Genomic DNA, 18,615 nt, shown 5'->3' on the forward strand with positions numbered 1-18,615 from the left:
ATGTATTAATTTGTTTTTATTTGTATCACTTTATTTTGTATCTATTTGTATTATATAGATTCCATACATTTGTGTCAATAAAGAAATACATTTTCGACATTATGCACAATTTTTTGTTTCACTTTTTGTACATCAATATCAATTTAATTGTGCATAGTAAAACCCGCCAGGAGCACTGGCGGGCATACAATTAAATACTTTTTATTCTTCTGTTTTCTCTTTCTTTCACTCAGGCAGTTAAACGTATGAAGAAATAACATAATCCGCCTGACTTACATCCTGATTCTCACCAGCTCCTGTATACGCAACTACCTCTATATTTGCAGCCTTTGCTGCCTGTATACCAATAAACGAGTCTTCTATTGCAATACATTCTTCCGGCTTTGCTTCTAAATATTGCATTGCTTTTCTATAGCATTCCGGATCCGGTTTTCTATTCCGGCACATGTCTCCGCATACCAGCACATCGAACAAACCCAGCATTTTCATCCGGTTCAATGCTACTACAATCAGCCGTGTAGAGGTTGAAGAAACCACTGCCAGCTTTTTCCCCTGTTTTTTCAAACCGGCAATAAACTCCAGCACCCCATCCATTGGCTTAATGCAGCCATTTTCATATGTATTTCCTATTTCTTTTCTTTTTTGCAAAAGCTGTTCCATTGTTATTTTCTCCGGCGAGCGTTCCAGCAGTTCCAGCAGAATATGGGAATCATGTGAGCCAATTAGTCTATCCCTGTCTTTTTGTGTCAGTTCCACTCCAAACTCTTTTAATGCCAGACCCAGATAATTACCATTACTCTCTTCTGTATCTGCTATAACTCCATCAAAGTCAAACAATACATATTTTTTTTCACAGAATTTTTTCATTAATATTCTACCTTCCACATATAGCGGCGGGTTGTTAACGGATGTTCACGCTTTACTGCCAGTGCGTGGTTGTAAATCGGATATACATTATTAAACAGTGCATGGTTAAAGTAATCTACTACTGTTGCATCAATTGTGGATAAGCCAAGCTCTTTCGCATCAAGAACCTCAATACGTTTTGCATATGTTTTCAGGAATGTAAGTGCTCTCTCATCCAGTTCGCGGGTTGAGCCTTCTGATATCTGAATCATAAACGGACGGTTTGCATCTGTAACTTCAAATGGACCATGGAAAAATTCACCGGTATGAATACTGCTTGAATCAAGCCACTGCATCTCCATAAATATACAGATACTCTCCATATAGGCAGCTCCATATGCTGCACCACTTCCCATTGTATAAATCACTGAATCATTCTGATACTCTTCTGCAAATGCCTCTGCCCTGGCAGCCACATGTGTACGTGCATTTCTGATGATATTGCTAATCATGCCTAAAGCTTCATAGAATTTATCATAATTAGCATATCCCTCCGTCTGTGCAACTAATTCCACTGCCACAAGCAATGCACACTGCGTCTTTTCTCCTGCATAATCAATATCCCCTGCAAGATGATCAGGACTTGCATCAAATGTATAATGTATAATATAATCTCCAAATTCTATAATTTCTGATTCCTCCAGCCATGTCAGAATAATAACCGCCGCTCCTTTTTCTTTTCCTAATTTGGCAGCCTTAATCGTTTCCGGTGTATTTCCCTTGTGGCAGGCAAGACATATAATAGAATTTTCTCCAAAGTCCTTTGGTGTGCTATGCACAAACTCATTACTGTTTATCCAGGCTGATCTCAAAACCTGTGATTCTCTCTCCATAAATGTTTTTGCCGGATAAAGTGCGCCAAGTGATCCTCCGCATCCCACAAAATAAATATTTTTAATTCCACCGATGTCTTTTTTTTCTTCTAAAATTTCTTTCACAATGTTTTTAATGTCTTTACTTACGTATCCCATTTTTTCTCTCCTTTTTATAATGTATTTATTTGTTCTATGCGTTTACTATAATACAATATAATACATTCTGTCAATATATATCATACAATATAGGAAAATATATACATTTTTGCAACTTTGTTTTATAATATTTGTGAAAGTTATATTAGGAGAGAGGTATTTATATGGAACTGAACAACACCATTGCCACACCACTGTACAAACAATTGGAGGAAAAAATACGAAAAGAAATTGACGCCGGAGAACGGGCGGCCGGCAGTCGTCTGCCTACAGAAAATGAATTAAGTGAATCATACCATGTGAGCAGAGTTACTGTCCGAAAAGCATTAGCCGTTTTATCTGAATCCGGATATTTAGAAAGGAAATCAGGAAAAGGGACTTTTGTAGCTGAGAAAAAATTGCAGCGTAATATTACAGAAGTCATAAGTTTTTCTGATATGTGCCGGATGAAAAACGCAACACCTGGAGCTAAGACCATAAAAATTGCATTGGAAGATCCTTCTGAACGGGATTTAACTGAAATGTCACTACACGAAGGGGATAAAATACTCGTAGTGGAAAGAATCCGTTATATGGATAATGTCCCTGTCATCTTAGAGTTCAATAAATTTCCTGAATCCTTTTCTTTTTTATTTGGAGAAGATTTAAACGACTCTTCTTTGTATGAAATACTAAGAAAACACAATATCATTCTGGATCATTCACGTAAAACACTTGATATTGTTTTCGCTAATGCCCAAGAGGCTAAGACTTTAAACATCAGTAAGGGGTATCCTCTGCTCCGGATATCAAGTACCATCCACGATGTTGACAACACTATCACGAATCTTTGCAAACAGCTATGTATCGGTGATAAGTTCCAGTTTATTTTTTAGTTCCAATTTACACCATTTCCAATGCGGCTCATCTAATAGCAAATGCGATAAAGTTCCTTATTACAATTAACTTTATCGCATTTGTTATATCCTTAGAGAAGTCATTATTTCCCATTGTGCTACTATATTTTCTAAGGTTAAAAAGCTCCGGTTTCTGCCACCTGAAAATGCCGGAACAGAAAGGACAATTTCTTATGCATTTATCGAAAAATAAACTGGCGGTCTTTTTTCCGGGCATCGGTTATCACTGTGACAAACCACTGCTCTATTACAGCCGAAAGCTTGTTGCCGAAGCAGGTTATGAAACCGCTCTTACACTGGACTATTCCCTTGCCGGCAGCGATATCACTGGAAATATCCGGGGTAATAGGGAGAAAATGCAGCAGGCTTTTTCTTATCTTTATGAACAGGCTGTAAAACAGCTTTCTTCCGTAAACTGGCAGGATTATGATGAAATTATATTTATCTCAAAGAGCATCGGAACGGTTATTGCCTCTGCCTATGCAAGGAAGGAAAATATTTCCTGCCGCCAGATTCTCTATACCCCTTTACGGGAAACCTATGATTTCCACCCGCAGAATGCCATTGCTTTTCTCGGCACTTCCGATCCCTGGAGCGATATTGAAAAAGTGACTGGCATCAGCAGAGGGCAAAAGATTCCTCTTTTCCTCTATCCGGATGCCAATCACTCTTTAGAAACAAAGGATACACTTGATAATATCAAAACGCTTCGCAATGTCATGGAGGAAACGAAGCGGTTTCTTACTTCATAAATACTTTGTTGCAGCAAGTACCGGTTTATTCTTTTTGAATCAGGATTTTGCCATCCTGAACCTCAATCCGCACTTTATTGGAATCGATACCGGCTTCTTCTAACATTTCTTCTGTCAGCTGCAGCCGGTGGGCTTTATCTAAAACGGAATATTCTTCATGGGTAAATTCTGCTGCACTTGCAAGACGCTGCAGTTCTTCTAAAGATACTTTCCGAATCTTTTCGGTACTGATTTTGCCATCGGAAATCAGCACTGTCCGCTCCACTTTATCCGCCAATGCCATATCATGGGTCACTATGATTATTGTAATTTTAAATTCTTCATTCAGTTTGTGGAACAGCTCAAATATCTGATTTGCAGTCTTTGTATCTACTGCGCCGGTAGGTTCATCCGCCAGAAGAATCGACGGCTGATTGGAAAGTGCAACGGCAATGGCAATCCGCTGCTGCTCGCCACCGGATAGCTGGGAAGGGAACTTATCCGCATGTGCTTCCATACCGACTGCCTTTAATAAATCTCTGGCACGCTTCCGCTTCTCCCGGGCGGATGTTCCCGGATGAACCTGCATGGGTGCTTCAATATTTTCCAGCGCCGTAAGATAAGAGAAAAGATTTCTTGCACTCTTCTGCCAGACGAATCCCACTTTGTCACGGCGGTATAAAACCAGTTCTTTTTCCGTATAGGACGATAAGTCCTTTCCATCCACCATAAGGATTCCTGCTGTGGGTGATTCCAGTCCTCCGATGATATTAAGCAGCGTCGACTTTCCACTGCCGGATTTGCCGATAATTGCCATCATTTCCCCATCTTCTATCGTAAGATCCAGTCCTTCCAGTGCCATGACTTTATGCTGTTCCATCTCATATATCTTTACCAGGCTGTCACACTGAATCATTTTACCAGCCTCCCATCCTTTAATTCATAGACGAAATCACCAAGTTCCATCAGATTCGGGTCATGGGTGGTCATGACTACAGTGATATGCTCCTGCTCTACCAGTTCACGGAAAAGTTTCATGACTGCAAGCCCCGATGCCGTATCCAGTGCACCGGTTGGTTCGTCTGCAAAAATCACCTGTGGTCTGTGGGCAACTACCCGGGCAATTGCCACCCGCTGCTGTTCACCGCCGGACAACTGATATGTCATATGATAAATCCGTTCTTTCAGTCCGACCCGCTCTAAGATTTCTATTACACGCTTCTTCTGTTCTCCCCTATTTTTCTGCTCTTCCTTATCCTTCTTCCGTTTCTCTTTATCATCGGATAACCGCAGGGCAAATTCCACATTTTCATAGGCATTCATCACAGGAATCAATGCCACAGACTGAAAAACAAATCCCATCCGGTAACGCCGCAAGTCCTCCCGCTCCCTGTCTTTTAAATATTCCAAATCTTTTCCGAAAAATTCCACTTTTCCTTCCGTCGGTACATCAAGAGCACTTAAAAGATTAAGAAGGGTTGTCTTGCCGGAGCCGGAACGTCCCTTTAAAATAGTAAGACTGTTGCTTGGTATCTCCATGGAAACGCCGTCCAAAGCCCGGACGATGCTGCCATCTCCCGACGAAAAATATCTTTTTATATTTTCTGTGCGTATTGCTATCGTCTGTTCCATCAGCTGTCCTCCCCTAACCGAAGTGCCTTTGCAATTTTCATGCTCCGCAGTATTTTCCGGATAATCAGATAACAGAATAACATCACTGCCAGAAGTACCGCTAAAAGCTTCAAAAGGTCTGTAGGATAAATGTATATTTCTATGGCTAGATTATGCTTTTGCGGCAGATAGACCACCATAAGCAGACGTACAAACAAAAGCGTTGTCACTGCTCCGATTCCTCCACCTGCCAGTACCGGTCCTGCCGAGGCAAAAAGCTGTTCCGTTAAAATCATCTTCCGGACTTCTCCCATCCGCATTCCCATTGCACGGTAGACTCCCAACAGCAATTCCCGTTTTTTCAGTGTCATGATCCAATACAGCAGAAATCCTACAGAACATATCACCAATGATAAAATAAAGCTTAATGTAAACATTCCATTCGTCACCTGTACCATGGCTGAATTCCGGTTGCCGGCAAGCTGTTCCTGCAATAAGGTAAGCTGTTTTGGCTGAATGTCGGCTGCCGCAAGACTGTCCGTAAGCGCTGCCTCTTTCACGCCCTCCGAAAGCTTCATCCACACCTGGTAAGGGGTCTGACCAAAGGCACTGATTACCGTGGCATAATTTGCCACCAGAAGATACTGCTCCTGTTCCGTAAGATTGCCTTCTTCATCCTTTACATAAGCATATCTTTCATAACCAGGGAAGCAGTCTATGATTGCACAGACCTTTGCCTGCCTGCTGCCCATGGCATCTTCACCAATCTCTGCCGGCAGATACCTTGTATAACTTAAAGTATCTCCCACCTTTAACTTTAATTTGTCTGCCAGATTGGAAGAAATTATTACCCCATCCGGCTCCTCTGCCAGTGCATTCAGTGCATAAAACCAGTGTTCTTTGTTGACACCATCTTTAAGCCGTGCAGTCTCCCCGAATCCTTTTGTGTTGATTGCCATAAGTTTTCCATCAAAAACTGTTCCGTTTTTCGCAGTAATATCCGTCTTTTCATCTATCAGTACCCTTGTGGCATTTTCACAGACATTTTCTTTGATTAATGTTTCATATCTTCCAAAATCAGGCTCCAGATATTTCCAGCTGGTTTCCTTTTCTTCCATTTTCGAAACCTGCAGCCGGAAGTTTTCTTCCACCACTGCATCTGCTCCGGTGACATATGCAATCTGCTCTTCCATATTCTGATTCATGGTCCGTGCCATATTCGCATCAAAGATTCCACTGGCTATGGTCATAACGAGAAACACTGCTAAAAATCCCGATTGATACCAGGTTCTTTTCAACTGTAAAAATGCCGCATATCCTGCCGGGTGGAATCTGTTCTTAAAGACTCTGTCCACTGCAAGAATCAGATTATAAAAAAGACGTATAAACAATAAGCCTGCTGCCAGTATAAATACCGATGTATTCAAAAGAATTACCGGATCCATCCCCTTTCCCGCAATCAGTTCCAGCGCAAGCCTCTCCTTCTGCCGGTTGTAGTTATAAAGCAGATACCCGGATAAAAGTAATAGCAGAATATCCAGATAACATTTTTTCCAGAAAGGATTTTTCACAACACCGTTTTTTGCCATACTTTCATTTACAATGGTGTATTTTGTCCGCCGCAGCGCCGGTATGGTCAGAAACAGAATTACAATAGCCGCCGCCACCAGAGCGTAGAGAATCATTCCGCCATTTAAGGTATACATGCTTACATCTTTTCCGGTAAATTTTAAAAATCCGTCGGTGGAAGCTGCTCCTTTGCACATTCCGTAACCCAGCAAAAGTCCAATCGCTGCGCCTGTCAGTGCCAAAAAGGATGCCTGCAACAGGTAAATCGCACCCACCTGCAATTTTGTTGCTCCACGGCTCCGGAGTACTGCAATCTCCCCTTCTTCCAGAGAAAGTATCTGGGAGGATACCATATAGATAAATAACAGCAGCAGTACAATGCATGGCAGTTCCAATGCCCACAACATCTGCTGTATCGTCCGCTGTTTTGTGAAAAAGGACGTCAGAGTATCTGCCATATTATCCTGATACTTTGTATCCGATGACCGGAACTGCTGCATATAATCGGCATACTCTGCTGCATGCTTTGCATCTATCTGCCGGTAGTCCAACATCAGATTTTCTTCGTAACCGATTTCATCCTGCCCGAAGGAAGCAATCAATGTATCAAAAGTATTTTCCGATACAAACAGCGTATTTCCAAAATCACTGAGAGTATGATACCAGTAACTGTCATTGATATCCTTTTCCTTTATGATTCCTGTTACCTTAAAATCCACTTCATAAGCTTCTGCTTCACTCTGCAATTTCAGATGAAGCACTTCTCCTGTCACCAGTCCATAGGCATCCATCGTCTCTTCACTGACAAGGCAGGGATAGCAGCCGTTTGTTTCCGTCTGATTTTCACTGTCTAAACCCTCTCCGTATGTAATATCTGTGTTCTTCGATAATTCCAACAGATATCCAATGGTGAAATATTCATTGGTTCCGCCCAGGCTGGTATCTGCTTTTCCACCGGAAAGGCTTAAATACTGCTCCGATGCCACGGTATCCACCGCCACATATTCGGTCCATTTTTTCTCATATGCCACAAGTTTCTCTAACACTTCCTTTGCAGAACTATAATCCTTCGAAGAATAGCTGCCACTACGATTCATCACTGCCGGAAATGTTTCCTGTTCCTTGGCATAAGTCTCAAATCCGGTTCTTAGCACCTGATTTCCAGCACCGCGTTCAAACATCGGATGGCAGACGAACAATGCGACAAACAGTGCAATTCCCATGAGCAGGCACAAATTCAGTCCTTTTTTATTCTTTATCTTGCAAAAGACAAAATGTAACATTCCAACTCCTCCTACTCTCTTGCCAGTACATCGCCAGCCTCTACTCCGGTCAGGACTACTTTTCCATTTCCGGTAAGCGTATCATCCAGTAAAACATACTGCTTCACCAGATGTCCCTCTTCTACCTTCCACACAAAATACGATACCTTCTTCGGGTTCATCGCATCCTTCTCTTCGTAAATCATTCCTGCCGGAAGTACCACCACATCCTCCATGGAAATATAAGGAAAATCCACGCTTCCGCCCTTTCCCATATCATCTACGATTTCATCGTCCATCCGTACATAAAATGCCGGTGCATCGTAGCCGGAAGTTGTCTGAAAAGTATAATGTACACCATCTTCGTCTGTATAAATACAGCCTTCATCCAGATTATTGCTGCCTGCTGCAAATCCCACGCAGGTTCCGGTGTAGGTTGTATCCCCGGAAGTAATACTTACCGGCTCTCCCACTTCTGCAATATCATCTGTATAGACCGTCACTGATTTGCTGCTCACCATCTGCACCAGAAGCAAATCCGAAGTTTCTCCTTTCATCTTAAGGATTTCCTCTCCGGCTTCTACTGTGTCTCCTTCCCAGGCAGTTATTTTCGAAACCTGTCCATCCGCATCTGCATAAACAGATAATTTCCCTGTTCCGTCATTTCCACGGCTTAACGTATCATAAGCTGCCTGCAACTGCTGCAGCGTCTGATTATGGTCTGCTTCTGCAATTTCTTTTTGAAGGGTTATCATCTGCCGGTCATAGTCACTGGCAGAATCCAGCCCGTTCTCTAATTCCGCAAGCTGTGCATCGTAATCTGCCTGCTGTTTCTGATATGAAGTATTCTCCGTCTCTATGGCATTGGCTGCTTCTGTAATGGCTGCCTTTCCTTCTCCGGTATTGATGATATAAAGAAGGTCACCTTTTTTCACTTCCGCATCCTTTTCTACCGCTATTTTTACAATCTCTCCTTCTTTTGCAGCAAGATAGACCCTGGCATTCTTATCTGCCCTGCCATATTTTAATCCGTGATTTTCCACCTGAAAATCTGACCGCTCCACCGTATACTCGGTATAATCCGAAGGCATCCGCTCCGTAGTCTCATAATAGACTGCTTCTCCTTCCGCTAATCCATCCGTAATCTGGGTATTATGGTCATCTGCCGCCCCTGCTGTTACTTTACGCTTTTCTCTGGTATCATCCCCGGCTTTCACATAAACATAAGTTTCCCCATCTTCCTGATACAGGGAATCGTTTCCCACCAGAAGGACATGCTCCGCTCTTTTCTCTTCAAAATATATGGGATATAACTCTCCCGCCTTAAGCTCTACGCCCTCCGGCTTTTCTATCAAAACATTGGGATAATTATTATTTATCTTTGCAAGCACCAGCTCGTCAGTGCTGTATTCCCGCTCGGTAACCGGCACTCTTTCGCCAGATTGCAGCATATATTTTTCGGAAACATCTTTATACTTATAATTCTGCACCGTTACATCCTTAAGCTCTATTGCAAGGTCTTCAGTATCTGCCACAATCGCAACATTTTCTCCCGCGCCGGCTTTCCGGTTTACGGTCAGGCTCTTGGTATAAACCACTTCACCACTGTGATTTGCCTTTAACGTTCCATCTGCTATCAGAGCGTCCAATGCTGCAATCTCTTCATTCAGCTTCTGCACCCGGTACTCATGAAGCTTCGTATCGTAGCGGCTGTTTTCCTGCAGGACGGCTATCTGGGAGGTGATGTCCTCTGCCTCTGTCTCCTGCGTGTTATTCTCTGTTGCAGATTCCTGCATATCATCCTCTTCCTGAATGTTATTCTCTGCGGCATCCTGAATGTTATTCTCTGCAGTATCCTGCTGCTTCTGCTGGTTTGCCAATTTATCCTGCTTCAATTGGTTGATTTTCTGGTTTAATTCGTATACGGTATTTTCATGCGACAGCTCCTGCTGCTTTGCTTTCCGGGACGCACTTGCCTCGTCTACATCTGCGTATGCCAGCACATCACCTTTTTCTACGGTATCGCCCGGTTCTACCAGAATCTTTGTCACCGTGACATTGGCTTCATATGCCTGTCCGTACTCCTTTGGCACTGCCGTTCCCAGCAGCACGTTGGTGGTTCCGATATTTCCATAGGTCACCTGCTGATAAGAAGCATTACTTGCCGCCGGCTCTTCCAGGTCTGGTATTGTTTCTGTTTTCTTACTTCCACAGCCGCCAATTAACATTACAAAAAACAGGCCTGTCAGGACTACTGGAATCACGCTTTGTGCGTTTCCTGCGTAACTTTTTTTCTTTCTCACAGAGTCACCTTCTCTCCACCGGAAAGTCCGGATGTAACAACCCAATGATTCCCTACTTTTTCTCCAACCGTTACCGGCACTACCTTTCGATATCCGCTATCATCCAGAAGATAGACAAAGTGTCCCTCTTCACCTTCCTTTACGGCAGAGGCTTTCACATAAATGACATTTTCCAGCGTGGGCTTCGTAATCACAAGACTCAGCACGTCTGCCTCTGAAAGTGATGTCATATCCGATACCGGTGAAAATATGATTTTATTTTCTTCCACACCGGCAACCTTTAATTCATAGGACAGTGCATCCAGTGTAGCTGTATAAGTATCTCCCATGTTAAATTCATAGCCTTCCGGCAGGTCTGCTTCATAGTTACCGGTTCCACACACTTCAGTAATCAGATTATTTCCCGGCACAAAGCCTCCTTTTTGCAGATAATTATCCATGGCTGTAATGGTACCGGATTCTTTTGCTGTAATCTGATAGCGGGACAGCTTTTCTTCTGCCTCTTCCACATAAAGCTCTGCTACTTCAATATCCCGCTTTAAATTTGCAATATCTTCATTATAATCCAAGGATGCATCACAGCTCATGAGGTTTACATAATGTTCCACCAGAAGCTGTTTATCCGCAATCTCATCCTGACACTGTGTCATTTTTGCTTCCAGACTGTCTGAACGGAAGGATACCAGCAACTCTCCCTTTTCCACTTTATCGCCTACTGCCACATATACTTTGTCTAATTTCAATTCCGTATTTGTTGCATCATAAGTAATCTTTTCCAAACCCTCTGCTTTTAATTTCAAGGTAATTTCCGGCGTCAGATTTCCTTTTTTCACTTCCGTGGTATCATAAGCCAGCTTCTCATATGGTGTCCGGGCAGTTGACACAAGCTCTGGCTCTGCTTTTCCGCATCCCGTCAGAAAACTGCCTGCTGCCAGGTACAAAAACAGTTTCCATTTTCCCGTTCTTTTCTTTCTATCTGCCATAGGCACACCTTACCTTTCATCCAAAGGATGAATCAGTGTACCATCCATGGCATTGACAAATACCGGATGCCGGTTCATATCATTTCCGGATGCCATATAAAGACACCACGCCGGCACATAACTGTAACAGCCTTCCTTCTGGTCATCTTTGATACGCGCATAACCAAGCTTTAACTTATTAAAATTCTTGCACACATCCAGTTGGTAATCGTCTCCATTTTTTATAATCTCATCTTTGATTATATTTTGAATCGTTGATAACGGCAGCAGTTCCACTTCTTTTGAAATCTTTGTAACGCTTACCGGATACTGCATAAATACTTCTGTAATTCCATTATCCGTAACCGCAAATCGTATCTCATCCTCTAATTCAAAATTTACATCACTGTTTTCCGGCGTAACCCAGGAAATATCAAAGTCGTTATAATCCAAAGAATCACTAAATGCCAGTCCATTGACACCGGTTCCATAACCAAAGAGGTAGCCCCAGTCGATGACCTCCGCATAATCGGTATACTGTTCTCCATCCACTTCTATCTCATTTGCGCCATCCCAGGAATAATCCTGCTGCCCATAAAGCACCTGATTATCACGTCCTGTTTCTTTTAAGAACTGCTCCACTAACTGCTTTGCATCTTCTTGGGAAATACTGCATCCATTTTCCTTTTCCGAATTGTCGATATATGCAGTTACTGTATCATTCCCATATACAGCATCATAATCCTTTAGAGACTGTGGGCCATAATACTGATTCACATAAATGTCCGTCTTGTTTTTCACTAATGGCGATGCCACAATGTAGGCAATTGCATTTTCGTTTGTTTCTTTTACTTCAAATCGCACATTACATAAAAGGTCTCCGCAATACCCTGCATATTCATTGCAGCTGTCATAATCCTCTGCTGCAGTATAGGTATCTTTTGCAGTCTCTAATGCTTTTTCGTATTGTTTTTTCTGTTCTTCGGTTTCTTCCTTCCAGTCATTCAGCATTTCCTTATGTCTTTCTACATCCTGATGATGTACATTATTCTCCAAATCATCGATTTGAGACTGGACAGCAACAATCGTTCCATCCATGCTGTCAACGGCAGTCTGTAATTCTTCTTTTGTCAGATGCTCAAAATCATGGTAATAAATTTCAGAATCTTTAAAATATGCTTTCAGGAACTTTTTCTTATAATCGACATCTATCTTTAATTCTTCTGCCGCTACCACAGACATGGCATCTGCTTCCGGCACATCAATAGATGCATTGATTCTTACCTTCACATCTCCGTCAGAGGTTGTTACCGTAAAGCTGTCATCCCAGTTATCCGCTTCCCGGAATTCATCCAGTGTACCAACCACCCCTTTGGTTTCCTGTTCTGTTTCCATCTCATAATCTACTTTTTTCTCACCACATCCGGCAAGAAGTACCATCACCATACCTGCCGGAATCATTTTTCGTAAGATTGGATGTTTCATGCTGTCCCCTCCGTTTTCCATCTTTTATTTTCTGTTTACCTTTCCATTTTCCTCGTTTCTGGTGTTACTTTAACATGAAGATGTAAACTTTTTGTATCTTATCATTACAATAAAACCGGCAATTCTATGGCTGTATTTCCTATCGCCACAAAACTGCCGGTCTCGATAATTCTATTTTTACTTTTATTTTTTGTCTTTTCTTATTTTTTCCATCTGTTCGAAAGAAGTATCTCCAGTTCATCTGCTCCAACCGGTTTGGAATAATAGTATCCCTGAAACCAAGTGGCTCCCACAGTCCGGAGATAATCTTCTAATGCCTTATTTTCCACGCCCTCCAGACAACTCTTGATATTGGCTGCATTGGCAAAATCCACCATACTCTGGACAATCGCCTTATTCTTTTTGTTTACAAGAATCTTCCGGATAAAGCTCATATCAATCTTAATCTCATCAATCAGCATCTCAAGCGCCATGGCAGAAGATGAACTTCCTGTTTCAAAATCATCCATGGCAAATTTGATTCCATAGCCTCTTAATACTGCCATCCGCTCATTGATTACCGATACCGGAAGGCTTCTGCTGTAAAAAGCTTTTACTGTCCCACAAAGCCTGTTCCAGAACAAAATTTCCCAAATCATACATGGAAGGATCATTTTCGCAATAACTGCAGGTGACCATCTATGCCACTGAAAATACCTTGCCTTCTTTTTTATTTTACCATGTTACGCTTCGTTTGGCTATCTGATATTGTGCTGATTCCATAGATAAATCTTGTTTTATCAAAGAGTTCAAAGTACCGGTATGTGGCATCCTTTTCTTCCTGTATGTTATCGGATTTTATCCTCAGTCCGGCTACGTCCAACCCCGTGTAGGAAAGCTGTTCTGCCAGCTCTTTCTCCACTGTTTTTTCTTTCTCTTCGCCATCATCTTTACCTGATGAGGAAGTTTCCTCTGTTGCTGCCGTCTCCGATAAAATATCTTCTCCTTTTGCCTCAGCCAGTAAAACGGTGCCATCCTCTAAGAGAAATACCATATGCTTCTCTGTGCCGTCATATTTTGTAAAAACAAGCTTCCAGTAGTAAGCACTGTAGGTGTGAAATGTGGTATCCACTGCTTTCTCCGGAAATGCTTCCCAGGTATACCAGTTGGCATAAGAAGAAGCTAAATCAGAAGGATACTGTCCATTCTGATAAATGGCTTCCATGCTGTCTCTTGCCAGTGCCGCTGCCTCATAATCCGTCAAAGTCATTTCATAAGAATAAGCTTCCTGCGTCTCACTCTCCCACTGCCCGGTAATCAACTGGATGCGTTCGCTTAACTTAAGGCTTTCCGATGCTTCCTTTGCCAGCAGGGAATCGGAAGCTATGTACTGCGCCGGAACTGCCTGCACTTCTCCCACTACTTTACGCTCCTGTCCTTCAATCAGAATTCCCGGCAGAAAAATTCCTGTCAGCACCACCAGAAGTGTTCCTGCTATCATTCCACAGACACTTCCTTTTATCTTTAATTTTGTTCTTTTCTGAAACATATCCGCATCTTCGTCCCCTTCTTTGGCTCACTTTCTACGATAAGTTCCGCCTGATGATGTTCTAAAATCAATGCCACTAATGACATTCCGATTCCGGCTCCGCCTTCCTGTCTTGCCCGGGATTTATCTGCCATATAGAATTCATCGCAAATCCGCTCTGTCTCTTCCTTGGTCATGCCGATTCCATAATCTTTTACGGAAAGTTCATAATAAAATGGATTTTCCTCTTCCTGTATTCTCTTTCCGCTAAATTCAATGACACCATGCTCTTTGGATGCTTTTCTTGCATTATCCAGTAAATTCACCAGTGCAGTCACCAGAAGTTCTTTATTTCCGTACAGTACTGCCGGCTCGATATTTTCCTTTAACACAAGCCCTTTTGCCTCAAAGGACGGTGTCACCACCTTAAGTACTTCACTGCTTACATTTTCAACCTGAACTGCTTCCTTTTCCATTTCATGTTCCCTTAAATAAATCAAATCAAAGAGCTTTCCCGACATCCGCTCTAACCGTCTGCCTTCGGAAAAGATATAACTTAATGCCAGAAGCTGTTCTTCTCTTGGAAGCTCCATGGAACGCATGGTATCTGCATAACCGATAATGGAAGTCATCGGTGTCTTAATCTCATGGGTAAAGTCTGCTACAAACTGATCCCTTTTCCGTACCATTCCCTGAAGCTCTCCTATCTTTTCTGATACTGCTTCTGCCATCCGGTTAAAGTTTTCTGCCAGAAGTCCTACTTCATCCTGACTCTTTACTGTAATCCTCGTCTCATAAGAGCCATCGGTAATCTCCTCTGCCACCCGGTTCAACTGCTCCAATGGCCTGGTCAGATACCGGCTGATAACATAAATAAACAAAGATTCTATCATAAGGCAAATGAAAAGAATCAGCCGGAAATAACGGATTTCCCGGTCTCTTAATGCGTAGGCATCGGACACCTCACTTCTGCTGATCATGCAGAGGTTCTCATCCCCTACCTTACTGGCTGCCGTCACATAAATATAATAATGACCGTCCTCTTCAAAGATGGCATAATTCTTATTTCCATCCTCCTGCTGTGCTTCCCAGACTTTCTTTAAATTGGCATTTTCTTCTGTTTCGTTATAAACCAGCTTATCCCCATAATAAATAAAAAATGTCACATTTTCTGCCCGCATACCGCTGCTGACCTGTGCTCCAATGTCTGGAAGTGCGCCCTTTACCGACTCTTCCCGGTTCAACGCCTGAAGTACTTCATATTCCACCGAGGACTGCACCAGATTATTCTGAATGACTGCATTAGAAATCTGTGTTTCCTTCGCCAGTTCAAAATTCTTATGTATCATCAGATAGCCCACCAGTCCCAGACTGACTGAAAGCAGGATTAAATTTGTAATTAATACTTTATATCGAAATTTCATGCTTTATCCTCTAACCGGTATCCTGCCTTAAATACTGTTTTAAGCTCCGCTCCAAGATTCAGCTTTTTCCGTAATCTCTGGATATGAAGGTCTAAGGTTCTTGACTCTACGGAATATTCCGTTCCCCAGATTTCTTCATAGATTCTTTCCCGGAACAGTGTAATATTCCGGTTGCGCATCAGAATTTCTAAGAGTTCAAATTCCTTTGGCGTAAGTTCCACTTCTTTTCCTGCCTTTGTCACCACCTGATTTTCACTGTCTAATTCAATATCCATAAAAGTAATCTTCTGCTCCATCTTATGATAGCGGCGCAGCACAATATTAACCCGTGCCAAAAGTTCTACCACTTCAAAAGGCTTTACCATATAATCCTCTGCCCCGGAGGTCAGCCCCTGCATCCGGTCTTTTAGGGAATCCTTTGCAGTCAGAAAAATCACCGGAATTCCCATTGGACGGATGTATTCCATCAATTCAAATCCATTTAATTCCGGCAACATAACATCCAATATAATCAAATCAAAATTTTCTGTTTCCAACAGGTCTGCAGCTTTCATTCCATTGTATACACAGACACACTGATAGCCTGCCTTCATCAGATTCAGCCGGATTAAATCCGATATTGCCTTTTCATCCTCTACAACCAATATCCGTATCATGCTGCCCGCTCCTTTTACTACTCTTTGATGTTTATTTTAACATATATTTGTATCTAAAATGTATCTGAACATTAAAAAAGAATGTGCCTTGCACATTCCCGCGCCTGCGGCGGTCGCTTGCGACATCTACCTTATACGCCGCAGTGCGCATCCTCGCGGAGCGTTTTTTGCTTTACAGGAAAGCAATTTCCTGTAAAGCAAAAAAAGTTTCTTCTATTCCTTCTGATTGCTCATCGGAATAAAAGAAACTTTTTTATTCTCATCTTCTCTGGTCTAGAAGAAACAATTATTTTTTCATGCTACGCCTGCACCAGTGTCATTTTTCCACTGCAATGCATCTTCCGGATGCCCTCCGGTATCGTAAGCCTGTCTCCGGTATCTACCCAGATGCTGCCAATTAAACCGCTGCCGGATGCCACATAAATGACATCTGTGCTGTCAGAAAGCAGCAGATCCATTTCCCTCTCTACCTTAAATCCTGCACCTGTTACTTCTGCAGCACCACGCTCTATCCGGATTTTTCTATCCGGCTGGTTGCAGGATAACGCTGCTCCATTGCTTTCCATGACTTTCTTATACCAGAATGCTGAATCCTTTACATAACGCTGCTGGGTTGCAAAGTCCACATAAATAATTCCGAACCGTTCGGAATAGCCCTCATGCCATTCGAAATTGTCTAAAAAAGTCCATAAGAAATAACCGGCAATCTCTGCTCCTTCGTCCGCCGCCTTCTGCAGATTTCCAAGGTACTCATCCAAGAACTGGATACGGTTGGCATCATGTACACTGCCATCTGCTTCCACATTGTCATGACAGGACATTCCATTTTCCGTAATATAAATCGGCAGCTGATAACGTTCGTAGAGGAATTTTCCTGCCCAGTATAGGCATTCCGGTGTCACCGGCCATTCTGCGGCAGTCTTTGGGAATCCTGCCGGACGGTCTACAAATTCCGGCTCTCCATCTGCTCCTGCGCGAACCGGATATCCGTTATAAATATTCTGACCGTAAAAATCAATGGGCTGGTGAATCAGTTCCATATCTTCTTTCGTGATTTCCGGCAGATACTCCTTGTATTTCTCAAGGCCTTCCTTTGGATAATGTCCTAAAATAACCGGGTCGGAATACCAGGATACATTCCAGGTCCAGTTGTCGACATCATTATAAAAGCCAAAATATACCTTCTTTGCAGCTTCAATATCTTCCGGGGAATTACTTGCTGGATATGCCACCCCACTGGTTGGTGCATAGCCAATCTGTATCGGCTGCTTTGCATATTTCCGGAGAGTAATAACTGCTTTTCCATGTGCCCGCAATGCATTATGCGCAATCCGGAAGCTTTCCTCTGGTGTGACTTTCTTTCCCGGTGCATGAATACCACGGTAATATCCCAGTCCGATAAAGCACTGTGGCTCATTCAAAGTAAAAATCTTGTCGCAGATATCAGTAAAATTCTCTGCTACTACTTTTGCATATTCTGCAAACCAATCTATGATTTCTTCATTGAGCCAGCCGCCTTTATCCTCCAATGCCTGCGGAAGTTCCCAGTGATAAAGTGTCATATATGGCTCAATGCCGTTTTTCTTCATTTCAAGAATCATATCACGATAGAGTGCCACCGCTTTTTCATTGACTCTTCCGGTTCCCTCCGGCATCAGTCTCGCCCAGCTTACGGAAAAACGGTATGCCTTCACGCCAAGTTCTTTCATCAATGCATAATCTTCTTTGTAACGGTGCATGTCATCGGCACTGACATAGGCATTATGATGTTCGAAGGTTCTTCCCTCTTCGGTAAAGGTGTCCCAGATGCAGGTTCCTGCGCCATCGTTTTTGTCTCTTCCCTCTACCTGATAGGCACTGCTGGCAACACCCCATACAAAGTCTTTTCGAAACATTTGTTTTCCTCCTGATTCTATTTCTTGTGTTATTCTTCTGCAATTATGAAAAACACTATAATTTTTTCAGTTCGAATATCTGTGCAGTTCCTCGAGTGCGAATGCCACATAAGAACTGCAAGGGGCACTAAGAATTTTGCAAGACCTGTTCTTTCTTCCGGCAACCGGCACAAATTCACATCCATGTTCATATGTGCCTCGCTGGCACTTCCCTGTGCCAGCGTTGCCAGATGCCGGACAAAATTCCAAGTGCCCCTAGCAGTACTTATAATGCATCCGTACTTCGACGAACCACCCAGATATATTCCTATCATAAAAACATATCATTTTTCACAATTGCAGAAGCATTCTCTCAATCGTTTTCGTTATAAAAACACTCTACCACGAAACGCCCGTTTCGGGATAGAGTGTTTTACCTTAAAAATGGTAGAAATCTA

At 42.6% G+C, this 18,615-nt stretch carries 16 protein-coding genes; 2 read left to right on the forward strand and 14 right to left on the reverse strand.

From position 1 onward, the window contains the following. Positions 1-237: 237 nt before the first annotated feature. Positions 238-867, reverse strand: coding sequence for an HAD family hydrolase (locus DV740_RS08505; protein ID WP_118057058.1), 630 nt, complete (start codon positions 865-867; stop codon positions 238-240). Next, positions 867-1,877, reverse strand: coding sequence for an SIS domain-containing protein (locus DV740_RS08510; protein ID WP_117697739.1), 1,011 nt, complete (start codon positions 1,875-1,877; stop codon positions 867-869). The genes DV740_RS08505 and DV740_RS08510 overlap by 1 nt, the downstream gene beginning before the upstream one ends. Before the next feature lie 164 nt (positions 1,878-2,041). On the opposite strand from DV740_RS08510, the gene DV740_RS08515 reads away from it, so the two are divergent. After that, positions 2,042-2,752: a GntR family transcriptional regulator gene (locus DV740_RS08515; protein ID WP_117697741.1), complete on the forward strand. Its 711-nt coding sequence runs from the start codon at positions 2,042-2,044 to the stop codon at positions 2,750-2,752. A gap of 194 nt (positions 2,753-2,946) precedes the next feature. Further along, positions 2,947-3,525 (forward strand): alpha/beta hydrolase, encoded by a 579-nt coding sequence (locus tag DV740_RS08520; protein WP_118087984.1) that lies wholly within the window; start codon positions 2,947-2,949, stop codon positions 3,523-3,525. Positions 3,526-3,550: 25 nt separating this feature from the next. Here the strand turns inward: DV740_RS08520 and DV740_RS08525 are convergent, their stop codons facing one another. The 12 genes from DV740_RS08525 to DV740_RS08580 all read right to left on the reverse strand — a co-directional run bounded on the left by DV740_RS08525 (position 3,551) and on the right by DV740_RS08580 (position 18,492). Beyond that, positions 3,551-4,420 carry an ABC transporter ATP-binding protein gene (locus DV740_RS08525; RefSeq protein ID WP_117697743.1) on the reverse strand — a complete coding sequence of 290 codons (870 nt, stop codon included), beginning with the start codon at positions 4,418-4,420 and terminating at the stop codon, positions 3,551-3,553. Further along, on the reverse strand, positions 4,417-5,136 hold the full coding sequence (locus DV740_RS08530; protein WP_118087837.1) for an ABC transporter ATP-binding protein: 720 nt from the start codon (positions 5,134-5,136) through the stop codon (positions 4,417-4,419). Before DV740_RS08530 ends, DV740_RS08525 begins: the two co-directional genes overlap by 4 nt. Further along, the gene (locus DV740_RS08535) at positions 5,136-7,967 is read right to left on the reverse strand and encodes an ABC transporter permease (protein ID WP_118087838.1); all 2,832 of its coding nucleotides are present in this window, start codon (positions 7,965-7,967) and stop codon (positions 5,136-5,138) included. The genes DV740_RS08530 and DV740_RS08535 overlap by 1 nt, the downstream gene beginning before the upstream one ends. 11 nt (positions 7,968-7,978) lie before the next feature. Next, positions 7,979-10,249, reverse strand: coding sequence for an efflux RND transporter periplasmic adaptor subunit (locus DV740_RS08540; RefSeq protein ID WP_118087839.1), 2,271 nt, complete (start codon positions 10,247-10,249; stop codon positions 7,979-7,981). Next, positions 10,246-11,232 (reverse strand): efflux RND transporter periplasmic adaptor subunit, encoded by a 987-nt coding sequence (locus DV740_RS08545; protein ID WP_118087840.1) that lies wholly within the window; start codon positions 11,230-11,232, stop codon positions 10,246-10,248. Before DV740_RS08545 ends, DV740_RS08540 begins: the two co-directional genes overlap by 4 nt. A gap of 9 nt (positions 11,233-11,241) precedes the next feature. Beyond that, entirely contained in the window at positions 11,242-12,696 is a 1,455-nt protein-coding gene (locus DV740_RS08550) for a DUF6034 family protein (protein WP_118087841.1), read from the reverse strand. 200 nt (positions 12,697-12,896) lie between these two features. Further along, the gene (locus tag DV740_RS08555; protein WP_158561544.1) at positions 12,897-13,334 is read right to left on the reverse strand and encodes an EAL domain-containing protein; all 438 of its coding nucleotides are present in this window, start codon (positions 13,332-13,334) and stop codon (positions 12,897-12,899) included. Between the two features lie 71 nt (positions 13,335-13,405). Beyond that, positions 13,406-14,224: a hypothetical protein gene (locus DV740_RS08560; protein WP_118087843.1), complete on the reverse strand. Its 819-nt coding sequence runs from the start codon at positions 14,222-14,224 to the stop codon at positions 13,406-13,408. After that, positions 14,200-15,627, reverse strand: coding sequence for a sensor histidine kinase (locus tag DV740_RS08565; RefSeq protein WP_118087844.1), 1,428 nt, complete (start codon positions 15,625-15,627; stop codon positions 14,200-14,202). Before DV740_RS08565 ends, DV740_RS08560 begins: the two co-directional genes overlap by 25 nt. Then, entirely contained in the window at positions 15,624-16,283 is a 660-nt protein-coding gene (locus DV740_RS08570; RefSeq protein ID WP_022243011.1) for a response regulator transcription factor, read from the reverse strand. The genes DV740_RS08565 and DV740_RS08570 overlap by 4 nt, the downstream gene beginning before the upstream one ends. A gap of 299 nt (positions 16,284-16,582) precedes the next feature. After that, positions 16,583-18,178 (reverse strand): GH1 family beta-glucosidase, encoded by a 1,596-nt coding sequence (locus DV740_RS08575; protein ID WP_118087845.1) that lies wholly within the window; start codon positions 18,176-18,178, stop codon positions 16,583-16,585. Positions 18,179-18,207: 29 nt separating this feature from the next. Beyond that, positions 18,208-18,492: a hypothetical protein gene (locus tag DV740_RS08580; RefSeq protein ID WP_118087846.1), complete on the reverse strand. Its 285-nt coding sequence runs from the start codon at positions 18,490-18,492 to the stop codon at positions 18,208-18,210. Positions 18,493-18,615: the final 123 nt, after the last annotated feature.

Origin of the sequence: Roseburia sp. AF02-12 (genome assembly GCF_003461765.1) — a bacterium.
Taxonomy (GTDB): Bacteria; Bacillota; Clostridia; order Lachnospirales; family Lachnospiraceae; genus Roseburia_C; species Roseburia_C amylophila.

Excerpts from the sequence above, each read along its gene's own strand:
- DV740_RS08505 (WP_118057058.1), bottom strand. The coding sequence starts at position 867 with ATGAAAAAATTCTGTGAAAAAAAATATGTATTGTTTGACTTTGATGGA.
- DV740_RS08510 (WP_117697739.1), bottom strand. The coding sequence starts at position 1,877 with ATGGGATACGTAAGTAAAGACATTAAAAACATTGTGAAAGAAATTTTA.
- DV740_RS08515 (WP_117697741.1), top strand. The coding sequence starts at position 2,042 with ATGGAACTGAACAACACCATTGCCACACCACTGTACAAACAATTGGAG.
- DV740_RS08520 (WP_118087984.1), top strand. The coding sequence starts at position 2,947 with ATGCATTTATCGAAAAATAAACTGGCGGTCTTTTTTCCGGGCATCGGT.
- DV740_RS08525 (WP_117697743.1), bottom strand. The coding sequence starts at position 4,420 with ATGATTCAGTGTGACAGCCTGGTAAAGATATATGAGATGGAACAGCAT.
- DV740_RS08530 (WP_118087837.1), bottom strand. The coding sequence starts at position 5,136 with ATGGAACAGACGATAGCAATACGCACAGAAAATATAAAAAGATATTTT.
- DV740_RS08535 (WP_118087838.1), bottom strand. The coding sequence starts at position 7,967 with ATGTTACATTTTGTCTTTTGCAAGATAAAGAATAAAAAAGGACTGAAT.
- DV740_RS08545 (WP_118087840.1), bottom strand. The coding sequence starts at position 11,232 with ATGGCAGATAGAAAGAAAAGAACGGGAAAATGGAAACTGTTTTTGTAC.
- DV740_RS08550 (WP_118087841.1), bottom strand. The coding sequence starts at position 12,696 with ATGAAACATCCAATCTTACGAAAAATGATTCCGGCAGGTATGGTGATG.
- DV740_RS08555 (WP_158561544.1), bottom strand. The coding sequence starts at position 13,334 with ATGATTTGGGAAATTTTGTTCTGGAACAGGCTTTGTGGGACAGTAAAA.
- DV740_RS08560 (WP_118087843.1), bottom strand. The coding sequence starts at position 14,224 with ATGTTTCAGAAAAGAACAAAATTAAAGATAAAAGGAAGTGTCTGTGGA.
- DV740_RS08565 (WP_118087844.1), bottom strand. The coding sequence starts at position 15,627 with ATGAAATTTCGATATAAAGTATTAATTACAAATTTAATCCTGCTTTCA.
- DV740_RS08570 (WP_022243011.1), bottom strand. The coding sequence starts at position 16,283 with ATGATACGGATATTGGTTGTAGAGGATGAAAAGGCAATATCGGATTTA.
- DV740_RS08575 (WP_118087845.1), bottom strand. The coding sequence starts at position 18,178 with ATGTTTCGAAAAGACTTTGTATGGGGTGTTGCCAGCAGTGCCTATCAG.
- DV740_RS08580 (WP_118087846.1), bottom strand. The coding sequence starts at position 18,492 with ATGATAGGAATATATCTGGGTGGTTCGTCGAAGTACGGATGCATTATA.